16 protein-coding genes and 2 riboswitches are annotated in these 14,929 nt (G+C 66.8%); of the genes, 4 read left to right on the top strand and 12 right to left on the bottom strand.

Annotation, left to right across the window (positions count from 1 at the left end; translation table 11 throughout):
• Positions 1-69 precede the first annotated feature (69 nt).
• The 3 genes from ACZ75I_RS17455 to ACZ75I_RS17465 all read right to left on the bottom strand — a co-directional run bounded on the left by ACZ75I_RS17455 (position 70) and on the right by ACZ75I_RS17465 (position 1,377).
• The gene (locus ACZ75I_RS17455; protein ID WP_180868878.1) at positions 70-522 is read right to left on the bottom strand and encodes a hypothetical protein; all 453 of its coding nucleotides are present in this window, start codon (positions 520-522) and stop codon (positions 70-72) included.
• Positions 523-525: 3 nt separating this feature from the next.
• Positions 526-957, bottom strand: coding sequence for a nuclear transport factor 2 family protein (locus ACZ75I_RS17460; protein WP_180868876.1), 432 nt, complete (start codon positions 955-957; stop codon positions 526-528).
• 144 nt (positions 958-1,101) lie between these two features.
• Positions 1,102-1,377, bottom strand: coding sequence for a GIY-YIG nuclease family protein (locus ACZ75I_RS17465; RefSeq protein ID WP_072167269.1), 276 nt, complete (start codon positions 1,375-1,377; stop codon positions 1,102-1,104).
• A 40-nt stretch (positions 1,378-1,417) separates the two neighbouring features.
• Positions 1,418-1,507: riboswitch (glycine riboswitch) on the top strand.
• A gap of 13 nt (positions 1,508-1,520) precedes the next feature.
• A riboswitch (glycine riboswitch) is annotated at positions 1,521-1,624 on the top strand.
• An 84-nt stretch (positions 1,625-1,708) separates the two neighbouring features.
• On the opposite strand from ACZ75I_RS17465, the gene ACZ75I_RS17470 reads away from it, so the two are divergent.
• The gene (locus ACZ75I_RS17470; RefSeq protein WP_005411215.1) at positions 1,709-2,326 is read left to right on the top strand and encodes a trimeric intracellular cation channel family protein; all 618 of its coding nucleotides are present in this window, start codon (positions 1,709-1,711) and stop codon (positions 2,324-2,326) included.
• A 206-nt stretch (positions 2,327-2,532) separates the two neighbouring features.
• Here ACZ75I_RS17470 and ACZ75I_RS17475 read toward each other — a convergent pair whose 3' ends face one another.
• The 6 genes from ACZ75I_RS17475 to ACZ75I_RS17500 form a co-directional block, all read right to left on the bottom strand.
• A complete protein-coding gene (locus ACZ75I_RS17475) occupies positions 2,533-3,606 on the bottom strand; it encodes a 3-deoxy-7-phosphoheptulonate synthase (protein WP_111175333.1) in 1,074 nt (357 codons plus the stop codon).
• A 295-nt stretch (positions 3,607-3,901) separates the two neighbouring features.
• Complete coding sequence (locus tag ACZ75I_RS17480) at positions 3,902-4,159, bottom strand: hypothetical protein (protein WP_005419663.1); 258 nt, start codon at positions 4,157-4,159, stop codon at positions 3,902-3,904.
• 185 nt (positions 4,160-4,344) lie between these two features.
• On the bottom strand, positions 4,345-5,085 hold the full coding sequence (locus ACZ75I_RS17485) for a DNA alkylation repair protein (RefSeq protein ID WP_180868873.1): 741 nt from the start codon (positions 5,083-5,085) through the stop codon (positions 4,345-4,347).
• Positions 5,082-5,582, bottom strand: a complete 501-nt coding sequence (locus ACZ75I_RS17490; protein ID WP_472958392.1) for a MarR family winged helix-turn-helix transcriptional regulator — start codon at positions 5,580-5,582, stop codon at positions 5,082-5,084. Before ACZ75I_RS17490 ends, ACZ75I_RS17485 begins: the two co-directional genes overlap by 4 nt.
• A 71-nt stretch (positions 5,583-5,653) precedes the next feature.
• A complete protein-coding gene (locus ACZ75I_RS17495; RefSeq protein WP_180868868.1) occupies positions 5,654-6,952 on the bottom strand; it encodes a sensor histidine kinase in 1,299 nt (432 codons plus the stop codon).
• Positions 6,953-6,984: 32 nt separating this feature from the next.
• Entirely contained in the window at positions 6,985-7,692 is a 708-nt protein-coding gene (locus ACZ75I_RS17500) for a response regulator (RefSeq protein WP_053496943.1), read from the bottom strand.
• A gap of 106 nt (positions 7,693-7,798) precedes the next feature.
• On the opposite strand from ACZ75I_RS17500, the gene ACZ75I_RS17505 reads away from it, so the two are divergent.
• Both ACZ75I_RS17505 and ACZ75I_RS17510 read left to right on the top strand, forming a co-directional pair.
• Positions 7,799-8,722: an aspartyl protease family protein gene (locus ACZ75I_RS17505; protein ID WP_061478146.1), complete on the top strand. Its 924-nt coding sequence runs from the start codon at positions 7,799-7,801 to the stop codon at positions 8,720-8,722.
• A 68-nt stretch (positions 8,723-8,790) separates the two neighbouring features.
• Positions 8,791-9,951 carry a serine hydrolase domain-containing protein gene (locus ACZ75I_RS17510; protein WP_472958394.1) on the top strand — a complete coding sequence of 387 codons (1,161 nt, stop codon included), beginning with the start codon at positions 8,791-8,793 and terminating at the stop codon, positions 9,949-9,951.
• 70 nt (positions 9,952-10,021) lie between these two features.
• Here the strand turns inward: ACZ75I_RS17510 and ACZ75I_RS17515 are convergent, their stop codons facing one another.
• The 3 genes from ACZ75I_RS17515 to ACZ75I_RS17525 all read right to left on the bottom strand — a co-directional run bounded on the left by ACZ75I_RS17515 (position 10,022) and on the right by ACZ75I_RS17525 (position 12,789).
• Complete coding sequence (locus ACZ75I_RS17515) at positions 10,022-10,633, bottom strand: DUF6445 family protein (protein ID WP_154351487.1); 612 nt, start codon at positions 10,631-10,633, stop codon at positions 10,022-10,024.
• A gap of 137 nt (positions 10,634-10,770) precedes the next feature.
• Positions 10,771-12,420 carry a chaperonin GroEL gene (groL, locus tag ACZ75I_RS17520; RefSeq protein ID WP_005411226.1) on the bottom strand — a complete coding sequence of 550 codons (1,650 nt, stop codon included), beginning with the start codon at positions 12,418-12,420 and terminating at the stop codon, positions 10,771-10,773.
• Between the two features lie 81 nt (positions 12,421-12,501).
• Positions 12,502-12,789: a co-chaperone GroES gene (locus ACZ75I_RS17525; protein ID WP_005411227.1), complete on the bottom strand. Its 288-nt coding sequence runs from the start codon at positions 12,787-12,789 to the stop codon at positions 12,502-12,504.
• Between the two features lie 311 nt (positions 12,790-13,100).
• Between ACZ75I_RS17525 and ACZ75I_RS17530 the strand changes: the two genes are divergently transcribed.
• On the top strand, positions 13,101-14,891 hold the full coding sequence (locus ACZ75I_RS17530) for an endonuclease (RefSeq protein WP_472958398.1): 1,791 nt from the start codon (positions 13,101-13,103) through the stop codon (positions 14,889-14,891).
• The last annotated feature ends 38 nt before the right edge of the window (positions 14,892-14,929 follow it).

Here is a 14,929-nt window from a genome sequence, read left to right on the forward strand (position 1 = left end):
ACGGGGTCGGATCCCTTTCCGCAGGAAAGGGCTCTGACCTCGTCAACACTCTCCACGCATGGCGTGGATCTACTGGTTCATCGCGCCACCGGACACCCGCCGTTTCGACCAGGTCCGGCAGAAGTCCTCCTTCCTCGCGGTGTCGGCAATCTGCGCAGTACTCCAATGCCGGGTGATCCAGATCGTCAATGCGGTACTGCTGAGCTGCCAGCGCAGCATGCCGCGCTGCGGTTGCCGCCACAGGTGGCGCCGGGCAATCCAGAAGGCCTCCCGCTCCACTTCAGGCACCTTCTTCATCGCGTCGTTGTCGAAGAACTGGGCGGTGAAGCGCCAGGGGTTCATCGGCTGATACCCCGCCCGTGGCTCGCTACTGCACGCAGCCACACCACTGGGCGCACGGTCGACTGGCTTCGGCCGACCGCCTGCCAATGCCAGCCCGAGCAGGTACAGCAGGCCAGGCAGCAGCGCGATGCCGGCAACCAGGACGACGACGGAGATCCATGCTTTGCCGGCGGCACGCATCGCTCACTGCGCCTTCGGTTTCGGGTACCACAACGCGTTGACGATGACCCAGCGCTGGTCGAAGCACCCCATGTGGAAGTAGTCGACGAACCACGGGGTCTCCAGCCGCACCGAGGCCGCGTTGCCGGTCACGTCCAGCACCGTGCAGCGACGATCCCATTGATCCTTCGGGGTCTTCAACGCGCCCTGCTTCGTCAACGAGACCAGTTCTTCCTTCGACATCCGGCGCAGGCCCAGCCGTTCGTCGGGTGTATCGCCGAGCACAGCGCGCTTGGCCAGGTCCGGGTGCAGGGAACGGGCGACGCGCTGTGGGTCCGCCTCCAGCTGGCCATCGACGTAGTCATGGCAGGTGGCTTCGATGGCCGCGAGGGTGGCCGGGTCGGCGGCAGGGCTCGTTGCGGCGGAAAGAGCGAACAGCAGGGCGATCGTCGACATCCGGGTCTCCAGCTCTGGGCGCGGGGCGATCATCGCATGGGCCGGGTAGCCCATCCACGCACGGCGTGGATCTACTGTAGAGCCGAGCCCATGCTCGGCTTCACCATCAGGCAGCAGCAACAACAGCCGAGCGTGGGCTCGGCTCTACAGAAGCGCAGGATCCAACGCCTGCAGCCAGGCCAGCTTGCGTTCGCGGGGCTGCTGCTTGAGTTGCCACTCGGCGCGTGAGGCGGCGGCCCGGTCCGGGTATTCGCGCACGGCCAGCACGCGCAGCGGTGGCCGGGCCCGGGTGTAGCGCGCGCCCTTGCCGGCCTGGTGGGCGGCGAAACGCGCGTCCACGTCGGTGCTGATGCCGGCGTAATAGCTGCCATCGCGGCATTCGAGCAGGTACAGAAACCACGGGCGGGCGGAAGGGGCCATGCCTGGATTATGCCGTGCTGCACTGCAGCGGATATACTGGCGCCCGAATGCAGGAGAGAGGCGCCGCGCTGGCGCCCGCCGAAGGCGCAGGCTCCCATGATCGCTCAGGCCGGTGGGCTGGAATCCCACCAACCATGCATTCGACTCGCCGAGCTGGAGAGAGGTCACCGGGCATGCCCGGGACGATCCGCCGAAGGGGCACGCGGCCAACGCCGCTGAACTCTCAGGCAAAAGGACAGCGGGAGCGGCACCGGTCATCGTCATCCCGTCATTGCGCAGGCAGTGGCGGTAGTCGCGCATGGCCGGCCCCACCGCGCCCGGAGCCTGTTCCATGCTGCTGTCCATCATCTACCTGATTGCCATTTCCGCCGAAGCCATGACCGGTGCACTGTCTGCCGGCCGTCGCCGCATGGACCTGTTCGGTGTGGTCATGATCGCCTGTGTCACTGCCCTCGGTGGTGGATCACTGCGCGACATCCTGCTCGGCCACTATCCGCTGGGCTGGGTGAAGCATCCCGAGTACCTGGGGTTCACCGTATGCGCGGCGCTGATCGCCACTTGGGTTGCACGCTGGATGCACCACTTCCGCCGCACCTTCCTGGTACTCGACGGACTGGGCCTGATCGCCTTCACCCTGATCGGCTGCTCGATCGCGCGCGAAGCCGGCCATGCGATGCCGATCGTGCTGATCGCCGGCATGCTGACCGGGGCGTTCGGCGGCGTGCTGCGCGACATCCTCTGCAACGAGGTGCCGCTGATCTTCCAGAAGGAGCTGTACGCGATCATCGCGCTGCTGACCGGCGCGGCGTATCTGTTGCTGCTGCACTGGGGCGTGGCCGACGCCACCGCGATCCTGTGCTGCCTCGGCGGCGGCTTCGCGCTGCGCCTGCTGGCGATCCACTACCGCTGGGAAATGCCGAAGTTCGTGTACCACGACGAAGTGCATTGAGGTTCGCGTTCGCCTGGGGTTCCATGCTGGGCGCGGATCGACTGCACCACCCCGGCGATGTACCTGGCGCTGTCGCTCATGCGCAGCGCCAGGCGCATCGCCGGTGCAGATGGGCCGGTCTCCAACTCCGGCCGGCCCTGATCGCGGCCGCACCCCCGCAGGCGCTGGCCGCCATCCACACACGTGCCGCCATCAGGCGGCTTCATTCACGCCGCTTCGGACACCTTCACTTCACGACGGGCACGCACGGCCGCAGCCAGTCGCTCCAGCACGGTCACGGTGGTGTCCCAGTCGATGCAGCCATCGGTGATGCTCTGCCCGTAGACCAGCGGCTGGCCTTCCACCAGTTCCTGGCGGCCCCCGACCAGATGGCTCTCGATCATCACGCCCACGATGCGCTGTTCGCCGTCTTCCATCTGAGCGGCGATGTCGTCGATCACCTTCGGCTGGTTCTCGGGGTTCTTCAGGCTGTTGGCATGGCTGGCATCGATCATCAGGCGCGCCGGCAGCTTGGCCTTGGCCAGCACCTGGCAGGCCTCAGCCACGCTGCCAGCGTCGTAGTTCGGTTGCTTGCCACCGCGCAGGATCACATGGCAATCCGGGTTGCCGGTGGTCGACACGATGGCAGTGCCACCCTGCTTGGTGACCGACAGGAAATGATGCGGGTTGGATGCCGCACCCACCGCGTCGGCGGCGATCTTCACGTTGCCATCGGTGCCGTTCTTGAAGCCGACGGGGCACGACAGCCCCGAAGCCAGCTCGCGATGCACCTGGCTTTCGGTGGTGCGTGCGCCGATCGCGCCCCATGCCACCAGGTCGGCGATGTACTGCGGCGAGATCACATCGAGGAATTCAACACCGGCCGGCAGGCCGAGCTTGTTGATGTCGCGCAGGAGGCCACGGGCGATGCGCAGGCCCTTGTCGATCCTGAAGCTGCCGTCCAGGTCCGGGTCGTTGATCAGGCCCTTCCAGCCCACCGTGGTGCGCGGCTTCTCGAAGTACACGCGCATGACGATTTCCAGCTCGCCAGCCAGCGCGTCGCGCAGCGGCTTCAGGCGCTGGGCGTACTCGATGGCGGCGTTGGGGTCATGGATCGAGCACGGGCCCACCACCACCGCCAGGCGGTCGTCACGGCCGTGCAGGATCTGGTGCAGGGCCGCGCGCGAGGCGCTGACGGTGTCGGAAGCCTCATCGTCACAGGGCAGCATCGCCAGCAGCTGGGCGGGCGGTGTCAGCGGTTCGATGGTGCGGATACGCAGGTCGTCGGTGTGCGGGGGCATTGCAGGAGATCTCCGGAACGTTGGGGGTCCCCAGCGTGGCGGCATGAAAAAAGCCGCCAGGTTCGCTGGCGGCTTTCGGGAATGCGTCTGAAGCTTTCTTCAGGGTGAGCGCAGTCCTTCCTCCGCCAGTGGCTTCGGAAAGTAATACCAGTAAAAGCGGGTGGCGGCTGCGTTCATGGGATCTATTGATAGCACAGCTTTTGCGCAGTGCAAAATGTTTCATCCGCAACTGGGCGCGCGGTTCAGTGATGCGCCTGACCGCGCAGCCCACGCGGTGGCCGCCGTGCAAGGTCGCTCATCTGCCATGCACTTCCACGTCCAGCAGCAGGCCTTCGTGGATGTCGGCCCAGCGCTCCAGCACGCGGTCCAGCTCCTGCCGGGCCTCGTCCAGCTGCTCGGGATTGAGCAGGGAACGGGTGGTGTAGAGATCGGACACCAGCCGGCGCAGTACCGCTTCCGGGATGGCCACCGAGGGCCCTTCCATCTGCGGCAGCTGCAGTGCCGGCGTATCGCCCTGTGGGCCGTACAGCGTTACCTGGAGCGTGCTCTGCATGATCAACTTCCCTGCGGATGGACATGGGCAATGTCCTGTTTACCGCGTCCGGGTGACAGGCGCATGTGCCATGCGCCTCCGGAGGCGCTGCTACAAGGCGGGCAGAGCGGTGTAGAGCTCGATGAGGGTGTAGGACATGGAAGGCCTTCCTTGAGGTTGATGAGATTGCCGGCCTGCAGCCGGTACTACCGCAACGAGCGCATGGCGCGTTTGCGGATGTAGGCGTTGGCATCGCCCGGGTGCTGCTGTTGCCACCGCGCGCACAGCTCACGCAGCCACTGCGGTTGAGTCTTGCCGGCATCGTTGAGCCAGTTCCCGACCGAGTCCTGCACGTAGCGCTCCGGGTCGTTGGCCATTGCTTCCAGCATCGGCAACGCGAGTTCTGGATGCTGCTTGAACAGCGCGATATGCGTGGACCACACGCCTCGTGGGCGCAGCGCTTCGCAGGCGAAGCGGCGCAGGTAAGGCGATGCTTCCTGCGTCCACACCTGCAGGTACTCAAGCGCCTGCAACGGTGCGGCAACGATGTCGCTGCGCAGCGCCAGCCATGCCCATTCGCGCACGCCGAAGTGCGGGTCGTCAGCCAGCGGACGCATCGCCCGCAGCTTGGCCGGCAGCGCCGCGCCGGCATCGCCGCCAATCAGGTAGCAGGCCCAGCCACGCACGGTGTCTGATGCGTGTGCCTGCCAGTGCGCGGGATCACCCTGCCCGGCTTCGTGCAGCAACCGCGCCGCCAGCGCCATGCGCTGGGTGATGCCCTTGCCGGAGGCATCGCGCATACGTTGCAGCGCTTCCGGCTCGAGCACAGGTGCCACCGCCTGCAACAGCGCGGCGAAATCCACTGCCAGGCATTCGGCCAGATGCGTGGCAGCGGCACTACCGCTGTTGAGTGCACGCAGCCGTTCCGCGGGAATGGGCGTGCTCATGCGGCGGCTTCCCGCCCGGTGTCCGTGCGCTGCCAGACCTTGTGCAGCAGTTGTGACAGCTGCTGCCGTTCATCAGCATCCAGGCCGTTGAACAGGCCGCTGATCCATTGAGTGTGCCGCTCGAACAGCGACTCGGCCAAACGCTTGCCCGGTGCGGTCAACACGATCTGCAGACGACGGCCATCCTCGTCATCGCTGCGACGCTGCAGCAGGCCTTCGCGCTGCAGGCCATCGAGCAGGCCGCTGATGGTGGCCCGGGTCACGCCAGCGCGCTCGGCCAGCGCGTGCGGCGCCAGTGCGCCGCCGGCCCCGTGCAGCAGGAACAGCACGATGAAGCGACCCTCGCTGAGCCCGTGCGGTGCCAACCGTGTAGCGCAGTCGCGATCGATCGACGAGGACAGCGAGAGCAGCTGGAAGCACAGGCGCAGCTGCGCGATGTTGGCGTGGCCGCGCCGCTGCGCTTCCTCCAGCAACGCCTGATGCTTGGCTTCGATCATCCTTTCCTCACTGAATGATTAGGCGCCTAATCATATGGAGGAGTGGCCAGTGGAAGCAAATCGGAGTTGACTCAGGAAGTGCGTCCCAGCAGCAGCCGCGCGATCAGCCCCCCGCCCTCCCGGTGCAACAGCTGAAGTTCGCCCGCGTGGCGCTTCGCCACGTTGGCAGCCACGGCCAGTCCAAGTCCGGCGCCCCCGGTGGCGCGGCTACGCGAGCCCTCGCTGCGCTGGAACGGTTGCAGCAGGCGTGCGCGATCGATCTCGGCGATGCCAGGGCCGCGGTCCATCACGTCCAGCTGCACTCCATCCCCCGCCATGGCGACCCACAGCTCCACGGCGCCCGCGTAGCGCTCGGCGTTGTCGATGAGGTTGTCGACCGCGCGCCGGAGCAGCAGCGCATCGCCATGCCACGGCAACGTATCCGGGCCCTGAAGGGAAATGTCGACCCCGCGCAGCAGCGCCGCCTGCACGCAGTCCTCCAGCAGCGCTGAAAGATCCAGCATCCGCATCTGCAACGGCTGCAGCTCACCGCGTGCGTAGTCGAGCACCTGCTCGATCATCGTATCCATGCGCTCGATGTCTGCCACCATCCTGGCGGCCTGTGGCGCGGGAGCGAACTCCGCGCGCAGGCGCAGGCCGGTCAAGGGCGTGCGCAGGTCATGCGCCACGGCCGCCAGCATATGCGTCATGTCCCGTGCCTGGGCGCGCAGACGTTCGCGACCGGTGCTGATCGCTGTGGCCAGTACCTGCACTTCGCGTGGACCGTCATCAGGCAATGGCGTTTCGGCCTGCAGGTCGACCCGTGCGCTGGCTTCAGCCAGGCGTCGCAGCGGGCGCCCCAACCGGATCGCCGCCCACGCCGCCAGAGGGGCCAGCAGGATCGCACCGCCCAGCAGGGCGAGCATCACCTGGCGGCGCCAGGCCGCCAGGTCACTGTGGTCGCTGCCGACCACCCGCCATCGGCCATCGGCTTGCCGCATCCCCAGTTCGAACGGCGGCCACTGCATGGCGGTCAGCAACGCGGCCTGCGATTTCAGCACGCCAGCACGAGCGGAGGCGTCCAGTACCGCGCCACCCTCGATGACCTGCACATCGGGCGCCCTGCCCTGCCCCGTCCACACCAGGCGTACATTCCTGGCCGGCAGGTCCATCTGCAGCGCCGCCAACTGGGTGAGCCAGTCACTGGCGCTGCCCCGGGGTGGCGCGTCCTGCGTCGACATATGCAATCCCAGTGGCGCCGGCGCCTGTTCCCCACGCAGCACCTGCATCGCATGGTCCAGCCGCATCGGTGGCGGCGCGGGCCGGGGCATCCACCCCACTACCGCCACGCTGACCAGGGTTGCCAGCAGCAGGCTGGCCAAGGCCAGCATCGCGATCCAGCGGGTGGTTGACCACCGGCTGCTCACAACACCCCTACCTCCGCGTTGAAGCGGTACCCTTCGCCACGCAGTGTCTGCACAAGGGCTTCAGCGCCGGACGCGGCCTGCCCGAGCTTGCGGCGCAGGCGGCTGATCGCAAGGTCGACGGCACGGTCCACGCTGTCGCTGGCTTCGCCGCGACTCAACTGCAGCAGCTGTTCGCGCGCCAGCACCCGCCCGGGACGTTCAGCCAGTGCCAGCAGCAGGGAGAATTCACCGCGGCTCAGCGCCAGTTCGGCGCCATCCGGCGCGAACAGGCGACGCTGGTCAGGCAGCAATCGCCAGCCATCAAACCGCAGCTCGCTGGCCACCTGTGCGCGCAGCTTGTCCTGCCTGCGCAGCAGCGCGCGTACCCGCGCCAACAGCTCGCGCGGGTCAAACGGCTTGGCCAGGTAGTCGTCCGCGCCCATCTCCAGGCCGATCACGCGATCCGGCGCGGCCCCCATCGCCGACAGCATCAGGATCGGGATCGCCCGCGCCTGCAGCCGGCGGCAAACCGACAGGCCATCCTCACCGGGCATCATCCAGTCGAGGATGATCAGGTCAGGACGTTCAACCTGCAGCAACACGTCCAGCGCTGTTGCATCCGCCGCCACACGGACCTGGTAGCCGTGCAGCAGCAGGTGGTCGGCGATGGCGTCACGAATGCTGGCATCGTCATCGACGACGATGACGCGGATGGGAGTGTTCATTCGCCCAGTATCCCGCACCTGTGTATCAGGACGGTATCAACGCCGATATCGCGGTGATACGCCGCTGCGCGCCAATGGTCGCCCACGATCACTGCGGAGTCTCCCCTTGCGCCTGTTCCTGCTACCCCTGTTCGCCATCCCCTTGCCGGCGCTCGCCTCCGATGCCGCCGAGCACGTCCTGCCGATGTGGATGCAGGGCGGTCATCCGGCAGTGGCCGTCTCGCTGGACGGGCGTTCAGAGCCGCTGCGCTTCGTGGTCGACAGTGCCGCCGGGGCAACCCTGGTCGATGCACGCGTAGTGCGGCGCTATGGTTTGCAGGACGCGGAAGCGGCAATGTCGCAGGCCCAGGGCGCGAGCGCGAAGGCGGCGCGGTTGCAGCGCATGCGCAGCACAGCGTGGCAGCTGGGCAGTTGGCAATTGAAGGCCAGCGGCATGCAGGTCGACCTGTCATCGCTGGCGAAGGGCGATGATCCGGCCATTGACGGCTTGATCGGCAACGACCTGACCGGGCGCTGGGACACCCGTTGGGACTTCGGCCGCAATCAACTGGCGCTGTGGACACCCGGCGGCTTGGACCTGGAAGGACCGGGTTGCCAACCCAATGCGCTGCCCGGCCGCGATGACGGCCTGCGCCAGTTCGGCTTCATCACGCTTGCCTTGGGTACGCCCGGCGTGGACGCCATCGCCGTGGTCGACACCGGTGCCGCGCAGACCGTCCTCAACGCCGAAGCAGCCCGCGCACTGGGCCTGCGCACCGACGGCAGCGATGCTCGGGTGCGTGCACGTGAAGAGGGCACCGAGGGGCTGGGTGGCGGTGCACAGGCAACCTGGCTGTACACCCTGCCCGGCATGACCGGCGGCAACTGGCAGCACCCGCCGATGGAGGTCCGGATCAGCGAACTGCCGGTGTTCAGGGCGATCGGCCTGGAGGCGCGACCGGCCTTGATCCTCGGTGCCGACGCGATGCGCGGTGGCCAGGTGGACATCGGTGCGGGTGCCGCGCGGATCTGCCTGCGCCGACCCGGCTGACGTCTGGCGCATGACGGCGGGAGCTGGCAGGCGTAGCATCGCGCCACGTCCCGCCAGGAGTTCCACGCATGCGCCGTGCTGTCCTGCTGTTGCTGACGCTGCTCCCGCCGGCCGTGCTGGCCGCGCCGCCGCTACCCTCGCCCGCGCGCATCGATGCCGAAGCACAGCGGCTGATGCAGGCGGCCCATGCGCGCGGGATGGCGCTGGCGGTGATCGATGGCGGCAAGGTGGTACACGTGGCCGCCTACGGCGAACGCAACGCCGCAGGCGAGCCGCTGCGCACCGATACCGTGATGTACGCCGCCTCGCTGACCAAGATGGCGTTCGGCCACCTGGTCGCACAGCTTGCCCAGGATGCGCGGATCGAGCTGGACGCCAGCATCGCCACGGCGCTGGACAAGCCGCTGCCGGACTACCCGCCGGAGCCGAAGAAGTACGCCGACTACAGCGTACTGGCCGATGATGCGCGCTGGCGCCAGCTCACCCCGCGCCTGCTGCTCAACCATTCCAGTGGCTTCGCCAACTTCGGCTTTCTCGAACCGGATGGCCGGCTGAGGTTCCACTTCGATCCCGGCAGCCGCTACGGCTATTCCGGCGAAGGGCTGATCCTGTTGCAGTTCGTGATCGAGCGTGGACGGCTTGGCCAGGACGTGGGTGCATTGATGCAGCGGCAGGTATTCGACCGCTTCGGCATGGTCCGCACCAGCATGATGTGGCGTGAGGATTTCGCCGCCAACCTGGCCGATGGCTGGACAGCGGAAGGCACGGCCGAGCCGCACGATGAACGCAGCCGCGTGCGTGCGGCCGGTTCGATGGATACCACCATCGCCGACATGGCGCGCTTCGCCGCCGGCTATGTCCGCGGCGATGGGCTGTCGCCTGCAATGCGCAGGGAACTGGTGCGGCCGCAGCTGCCGATCACCACCGCCAGCCAGTTCCCCACGCTGCAGCCGGAGCTGCCCGTGGCGCAGCAACGCAAGGATCTGGCCGCGGGCCTGGGCGTGGTGACGTTCCGCGGCCCGCAGGGCGCAGGCTTCTACAAGGGCGGCCACGACGATGCGGTCGGCAACACGCTGGTGTGCATCGAACGGCACAAACGCTGCGTGGTGATTCTGGGCAACGATGTACGGGCGGAAGCTGCGTTCCCGGCACTGGTGGCATTCGTACTGGGCGATACCGGCGTGCCGTGGCAGTGGGAGTATGGTGCGGCGAAGGCATTCGTCGAATGAGGGTGCGATCACGCCTGCATGGCGAACGCGGCCAGGGGGGAGCATCCACGCCATGCGTGGATGGCACTCCTCAGCGCGCCTGCTCGAAGAACATCAGGTATACCAGCCGGCCATTCTCCGGTCGATCACCGAACGCTGGCCCGGCGGTGTGCCAGAACCAGGGCCGCAGCAGCACCAGCCGGTTGAAGCGCATCGGAATGCGCATGGTCATTTCCCACTGGCTGTCGTCGTTGCTGTCGCGCTCGATGATGTCGCGATGCATGTCGCCGCCGTCGGCGTAGCCCAATGCGGCCAGCTCCGCCGCGTCCAGGGCCATGCGCTCGGTGCCGGTACGGCGATGGCGGAAGAACTCGGTGCCGCCCTCGCAGTGCTCCGGTGCACTCAGGTAGAGAATGCCCGACCAGTGCGAGTGGTCGGCGTGTACCTTGGCGCGGCCGATGTCGCCGGCGAGGGTAAGGCGGAACTTGCCGTGCGACTGCAGCGGGTTGACCGGCCGCAGCGGTTCGTTGACCAGTCGCGAGACCGCACCGGACAGTCCCTCCAACTCCAGCCGCTGCTGTGAATTGCGGCCGGGGAATGCGCCCTCCTGGACGGGATAGTCCAGGCCCAGTGCCGCCTGGCGCAACCCTTGCGCATCGGCGGGAGAAAGGAAGTCGTCAACGACGATGAACGAGGTAGGCATGGTCACCGAGCGTAGCGATGCACTGCGGCGACGGCAACCGGGCAACGAAAAACCCCGCCTTGCGGCGGGGTTCTTCTTTACATCACATCGGGAAGGCGTGCCGACCAAGGCCGGCAACGACCGCCGGAGGCGTGGACTTAGAAGTCCATGCCGCCCATGCCGCCCATGCCGCCCATGCCACCAGCGCCGCCCATGGCCGGCTCGTCCTTCTTCGGAGCTTCGGCAACCATGGCTTCGGTGGTGATCATCAGGCCGGCGATCGAGGCCGCGTTCTGCAGGGCCGAACGGGTCACCTTGGTCGGGTCCAGGATGCCGAACTGCAGCATGTCGCCGAACTCGCCGGTGGCCGCGTTGTAGCCGAAGCTGCCGGTGCCTTCCTTGACCTTGTTGATGATGACGGACGGCTCGTCGCCAGCGTTGGCCACGATCTCGCGCAGCGGGGCTTCCATCGCACGCAGGGCAATCTGGATGCCGTGGTTCTGGTCTTCGTTGGCACCCTTCAGGCCGGCCAGCGCGGTGATCGCGCGGACCAGGGCAACGCCGCCGCCCGGGACCACGCCTTCTTCAACGGCTGCACGGGTGGCGTGCAGGGCGTCGTCGACGCGATCCTTCTTTTCCTTCATTTCGATTTCGGTCGAGGCGCCGACCTTGATCACGGCAACGCCGCCGGCCAGCTTGGCCACGCGTTCCTGCAGCTTCTCGCGATCGTAATCCGAGGAGGTGTCCTGGATCTGGGTCTTGATCTGCGCCACGCGTGCATCAACGTTGGCCTTGTCGCCGACGCCGTCGATGATGGTGGTGTTCTCCTTGGAGACCTGCACCTTCTTGGCGCGGCCCAGGTCCTTGATGGTGGCCTTTTCCAGCGACAGGCCGACTTCTTCGGAGATCACGGTGCCGCCGGTCAGCACGGCCATGTCTTCCAGCATCGCCTTGCGACGGTCACCGAAGCCCGGGGCCTTGACGGCCACGACCTTGACGATGCCACGGATGGTGTTGACCACCAGGGTCGCCAGCGCTTCGCCTTCGACTTCTTCAGCGACGATCAGCAGCGGCTTGCCGGCCTTGGCGACGCCTTCCAGCACCGGCAGCAGGTCACGGACGTTGGAGATCTTCTTGTCGTGCAGCAGGATGAACGGGTCATCCAGGTCAGCGGTCTGCGACTGCTGGTTGTTGATGAAGTACGGCGACAGGTAGCCGCGGTCGAACTGCATGCCCTTGACCACGTCCAGCTCGTTGTCCAGGCCCGAGCCTTCTTCAACGGTGATGACGCCTTCCTTGCCGACTTCCTTCATCGCGTCAGCGATGATCTGGCCGATCGACTCATCCGAGTTGGCCGAGATGGTACCGACCTGGGCAATCGCCTTGTCGTCGGCGGTCGGCTTGGAGATGTTCTTCAGCTCGGCGACGGCAGCCGAAACGGCCTTGTCGATACCGCGCTTGAGGTCCATCGGATTCATGCCGGCGGCAACGGCCTTGGCGCCTTCGCGGATCAGGGCCTGGGCCAGCACGGTGGCGGTGGTGGTGCCGTCGCCGGCATCGTCGTTGGTGCGCGACGCGACTTCCTTCACCATCTGCGCGCCCATGTTCTCGAACTTGTCAGCCAGTTCGATTTCCTTGGCGACGGAGACGCCGTCCTTGGTGATGGTCGGGGCGCCGAAGCTCTTTTCCAGCACGACGTTGCGGCCCTTCGGGCCCAGGGTGGCCTTGACGGCATTGGCGAGAACATTGACGCCGCGCACCATGCGCGAACGGGCGTCTTCACCGAAACGAATATCCTTGGCAGCCATTGCATTTACCTCATTGGTAGCGCCGGACGATGCCCGGCGGCTGGGAGTTTGGGATCAGGTTGAAACAGGTCGCGCCGGGGCTCAGCCGATGACGGCGAGCACGTCGTCTTCGCGCAGGACCTTGTATTCGACGCCTTCGCTCTTGTACGAGCTGCCGGCGTACTGGCCGTAGATGACCTTGTCACCGACCTTCAGCGACGGCGCGCGCACGTTGCCGTTGTCCAGCGGCTTGCCCGGGCCGACGGCCACGACCTCACCCTTGGTGGACTTTTCCTTGGCCGAGTCGGGGATGACGATGCCACCGGCGGAGATTTCGTCGGCTTCGATCGGCTTGACCACAACGCGGTCGTGCAGCGGCTTGATGCTCATAGGAGACCTCTTAAGTGATTGATTGGTCTAAAAAAGTCCGGCGATGTTAGCACTCACCCCAGGCGAGTGCCAGAACCGCACGTGAAGAAACCCGACAACGTCGGGAGCAGGGCAGAGATGGAGCCCTGCCGCCCCCTTTCAAGGGCGGAATGAAAAAATTTTTTCGCCCGCGCGCCTCGGCCAGGGCGTCGGTCCAGATCAATTTCGGTGACAAGCGTCGCACTGTCAGATATCTGACGTTCATTTACGACAAAGTGTCACTGGATCGGCCTTAGGCTCGGTCAGGCATTCCCAATCACAAGGAGTAGTCGATGCGATTGCTGTCCCCGCTTGCCGCCGCCTGCCTGCTGGCGCTGGCCGCCGCGCCGGTCCAGGCCGAGGTCTTCATCAATGAACTGCACTACGACGACAGCACCGCCGCCGGTGACGTCGGCGAAGCGATCGAGGTCGTAGCCACTGCCGGTGAGGACCTGTCCGGCTACCGCCTGTACCTCTACAACGGCAGCAACCCGTCGGCCGCCACCGTCTACGCCAACAATCCGGTCCCAGCCGGCACCGCCGCCGGCTGCGGCAGCGCCACCATCGCCGTGGTCAACTACCCGACCAACGGCCTCCAGAATGGTCCGAACGACGGCATCGCCCTGGTCGATGCCAGCGGCAAGGTGGTCCAGTTCCTCAGCTACGAGGGTGCCATCACCGCCTCCGGCGGCCCTGCCGCGGGCATGACCAGCCAGAACATCCCGGTGGCCGAAAGCAACAGCACCGCGCCGGGTACGTCACTGCAGCTGACCGGCAGCGGCAGCCAGTACGCCCACTTCACCTGGGCCGAATCGGCCGGGCAGACGTTCGGCAGCTGCAACAACGGCCAGACCTTCAGCGGCGGCGGCACGCCAGGCCCCAACACGCCGCCGTCAGTCTCCACCACCACCCCGGCGCAGGGCAGCAGCACCTTCCCCGCTGCCGCCGACCTGGAAGTGGTGTTCAGCGAGACGGTGAACCTGGCCAGTGGCGCCTTCGCCCTGAGCTGCGGCACCTCCGGCACCGTGCCGCTGACCTTCCCGGCCAGCGGCCGCAGTGTGAAGCTGTCCACCAATACCGCGCTGGTGGCCGGTGAAGCCTGCCGCTTCGACATCCGCGCCGCGCGCATCACCGACCTGCAGGGCGCGCATCCGGCCGCCGACAGCCGCATCGCCTTCACCGTGTCCAGCACCGGCGGCAATCCGGACCCAGGCAACCCGGGCGTGCCGGCCGGCTACTACTCCAGGGTCAACACCAGCAGCCCCAGCCAGCTGCGCTGCTCGCTGCACGCCACCATCAAGGGCCATACCGCCTACCCGTACAGCGGCTCGGGCACCAGCACCTGGACCATCCTGGAAATCGCCGACGAGGATCCGAACAACCCGAACCGCATCCTCGATGCCTACCGCAACCGCAGCTACGCCAAGGTCAGTGATCGTGCGGGCACCGGCAGCGGGCTGACCTACAACCGCGAGCACACCTGGCCGAACTCGCTGGGCTTTGCCACCACCACCGGTGACAAGGGCCTGCCCTACGCGCCGTACACCGACACGCACATGCTGTACCTGACCGACGCGCAGTGGAACGCCGACCGTGGCAACAAGCCGTTCGCCAAGTGCGATGCCAGCTGCGGCGAGCGTGCCACCGAAGCCAACAACGGCCAGGGCGGCGGCAGCGGCGGCTACCCGGGCAATTCCAACTGGGTGCGCACGCCGGACGGCAACACCGGCACCTTCGAGGTGTGGGGCAAGCGCAAGGGCGACATGGCGCGTGCGGTGATGTACATGGCGATCCGCTATGAGGGTGGCAAGGATGCGGCCACCGGTCAGTCCGAGCCGGACCTGGAGCTGACCGACGACCGCAGCAAGATCGTCAAGACCAGCAGTTCGCCGGCCTACATGGGCCTGCTGTCGACGCTGATCGACTGGCACCTGTCCGATCCGCCGGATGATGCCGAGCGTGCCCGCAATGACGTGGTCTACAGCTTCCAAGGCAATCGCAACCCGTTCATCGACCACCCCGAGTGGGCGACCCCGGCCCTGTTCACCTCGGCCAAGCCAGCCACCTGCCAGCTGGCCAACTGACCGCGCAACGCAGCGGTCCACTGCCGCCGCCGGGCCCT

The sequence above is a fragment of the Stenotrophomonas sp. X genome (assembly GCF_055721025.1).

Bases quoted from the DNA above. Each gene is read 5' to 3' on its own strand.
- ACZ75I_RS17455 (WP_180868878.1), bottom strand. From the start codon at position 522: ATGCGTGCCGCCGGCAAAGCATGGATCTCCGTCGTCGTCCTGGTTGCC.
- ACZ75I_RS17460 (WP_180868876.1), bottom strand. From the start codon at position 957: ATGTCGACGATCGCCCTGCTGTTCGCTCTTTCCGCCGCAACGAGCCCT.
- ACZ75I_RS17465 (WP_072167269.1), bottom strand. From the start codon at position 1,377: ATGGCCCCTTCCGCCCGCCCGTGGTTTCTGTACCTGCTCGAATGCCGC.
- ACZ75I_RS17470 (WP_005411215.1), top strand. From the start codon at position 1,709: ATGCTGCTGTCCATCATCTACCTGATTGCCATTTCCGCCGAAGCCATG.
- ACZ75I_RS17475 (WP_111175333.1), bottom strand. From the start codon at position 3,606: ATGCCCCCGCACACCGACGACCTGCGTATCCGCACCATCGAACCGCTG.
- ACZ75I_RS17480 (WP_005419663.1), bottom strand. From the start codon at position 4,159: ATGCAGAGCACGCTCCAGGTAACGCTGTACGGCCCACAGGGCGATACG.
- ACZ75I_RS17485 (WP_180868873.1), bottom strand. From the start codon at position 5,085: ATGAGCACGCCCATTCCCGCGGAACGGCTGCGTGCACTCAACAGCGGT.
- ACZ75I_RS17490 (WP_472958392.1), bottom strand. From the start codon at position 5,582: ATGATCGAAGCCAAGCATCAGGCGTTGCTGGAGGAAGCGCAGCGGCGC.
- ACZ75I_RS17495 (WP_180868868.1), bottom strand. From the start codon at position 6,952: ATGCTGGCCTTGGCCAGCCTGCTGCTGGCAACCCTGGTCAGCGTGGCG.
- ACZ75I_RS17500 (WP_053496943.1), bottom strand. From the start codon at position 7,692: ATGAACACTCCCATCCGCGTCATCGTCGTCGATGACGATGCCAGCATT.
- ACZ75I_RS17510 (WP_472958394.1), top strand. From the start codon at position 8,791: ATGCGCCGTGCTGTCCTGCTGTTGCTGACGCTGCTCCCGCCGGCCGTG.
- ACZ75I_RS17515 (WP_154351487.1), bottom strand. From the start codon at position 10,633: ATGCCTACCTCGTTCATCGTCGTTGACGACTTCCTTTCTCCCGCCGAT.
- groL (WP_005411226.1), bottom strand. From the start codon at position 12,420: ATGGCTGCCAAGGATATTCGTTTCGGTGAAGACGCCCGTTCGCGCATG.
- ACZ75I_RS17525 (WP_005411227.1), bottom strand. From the start codon at position 12,789: ATGAGCATCAAGCCGCTGCACGACCGCGTTGTGGTCAAGCCGATCGAA.
- ACZ75I_RS17530 (WP_472958398.1), top strand. From the start codon at position 13,101: ATGCGATTGCTGTCCCCGCTTGCCGCCGCCTGCCTGCTGGCGCTGGCC.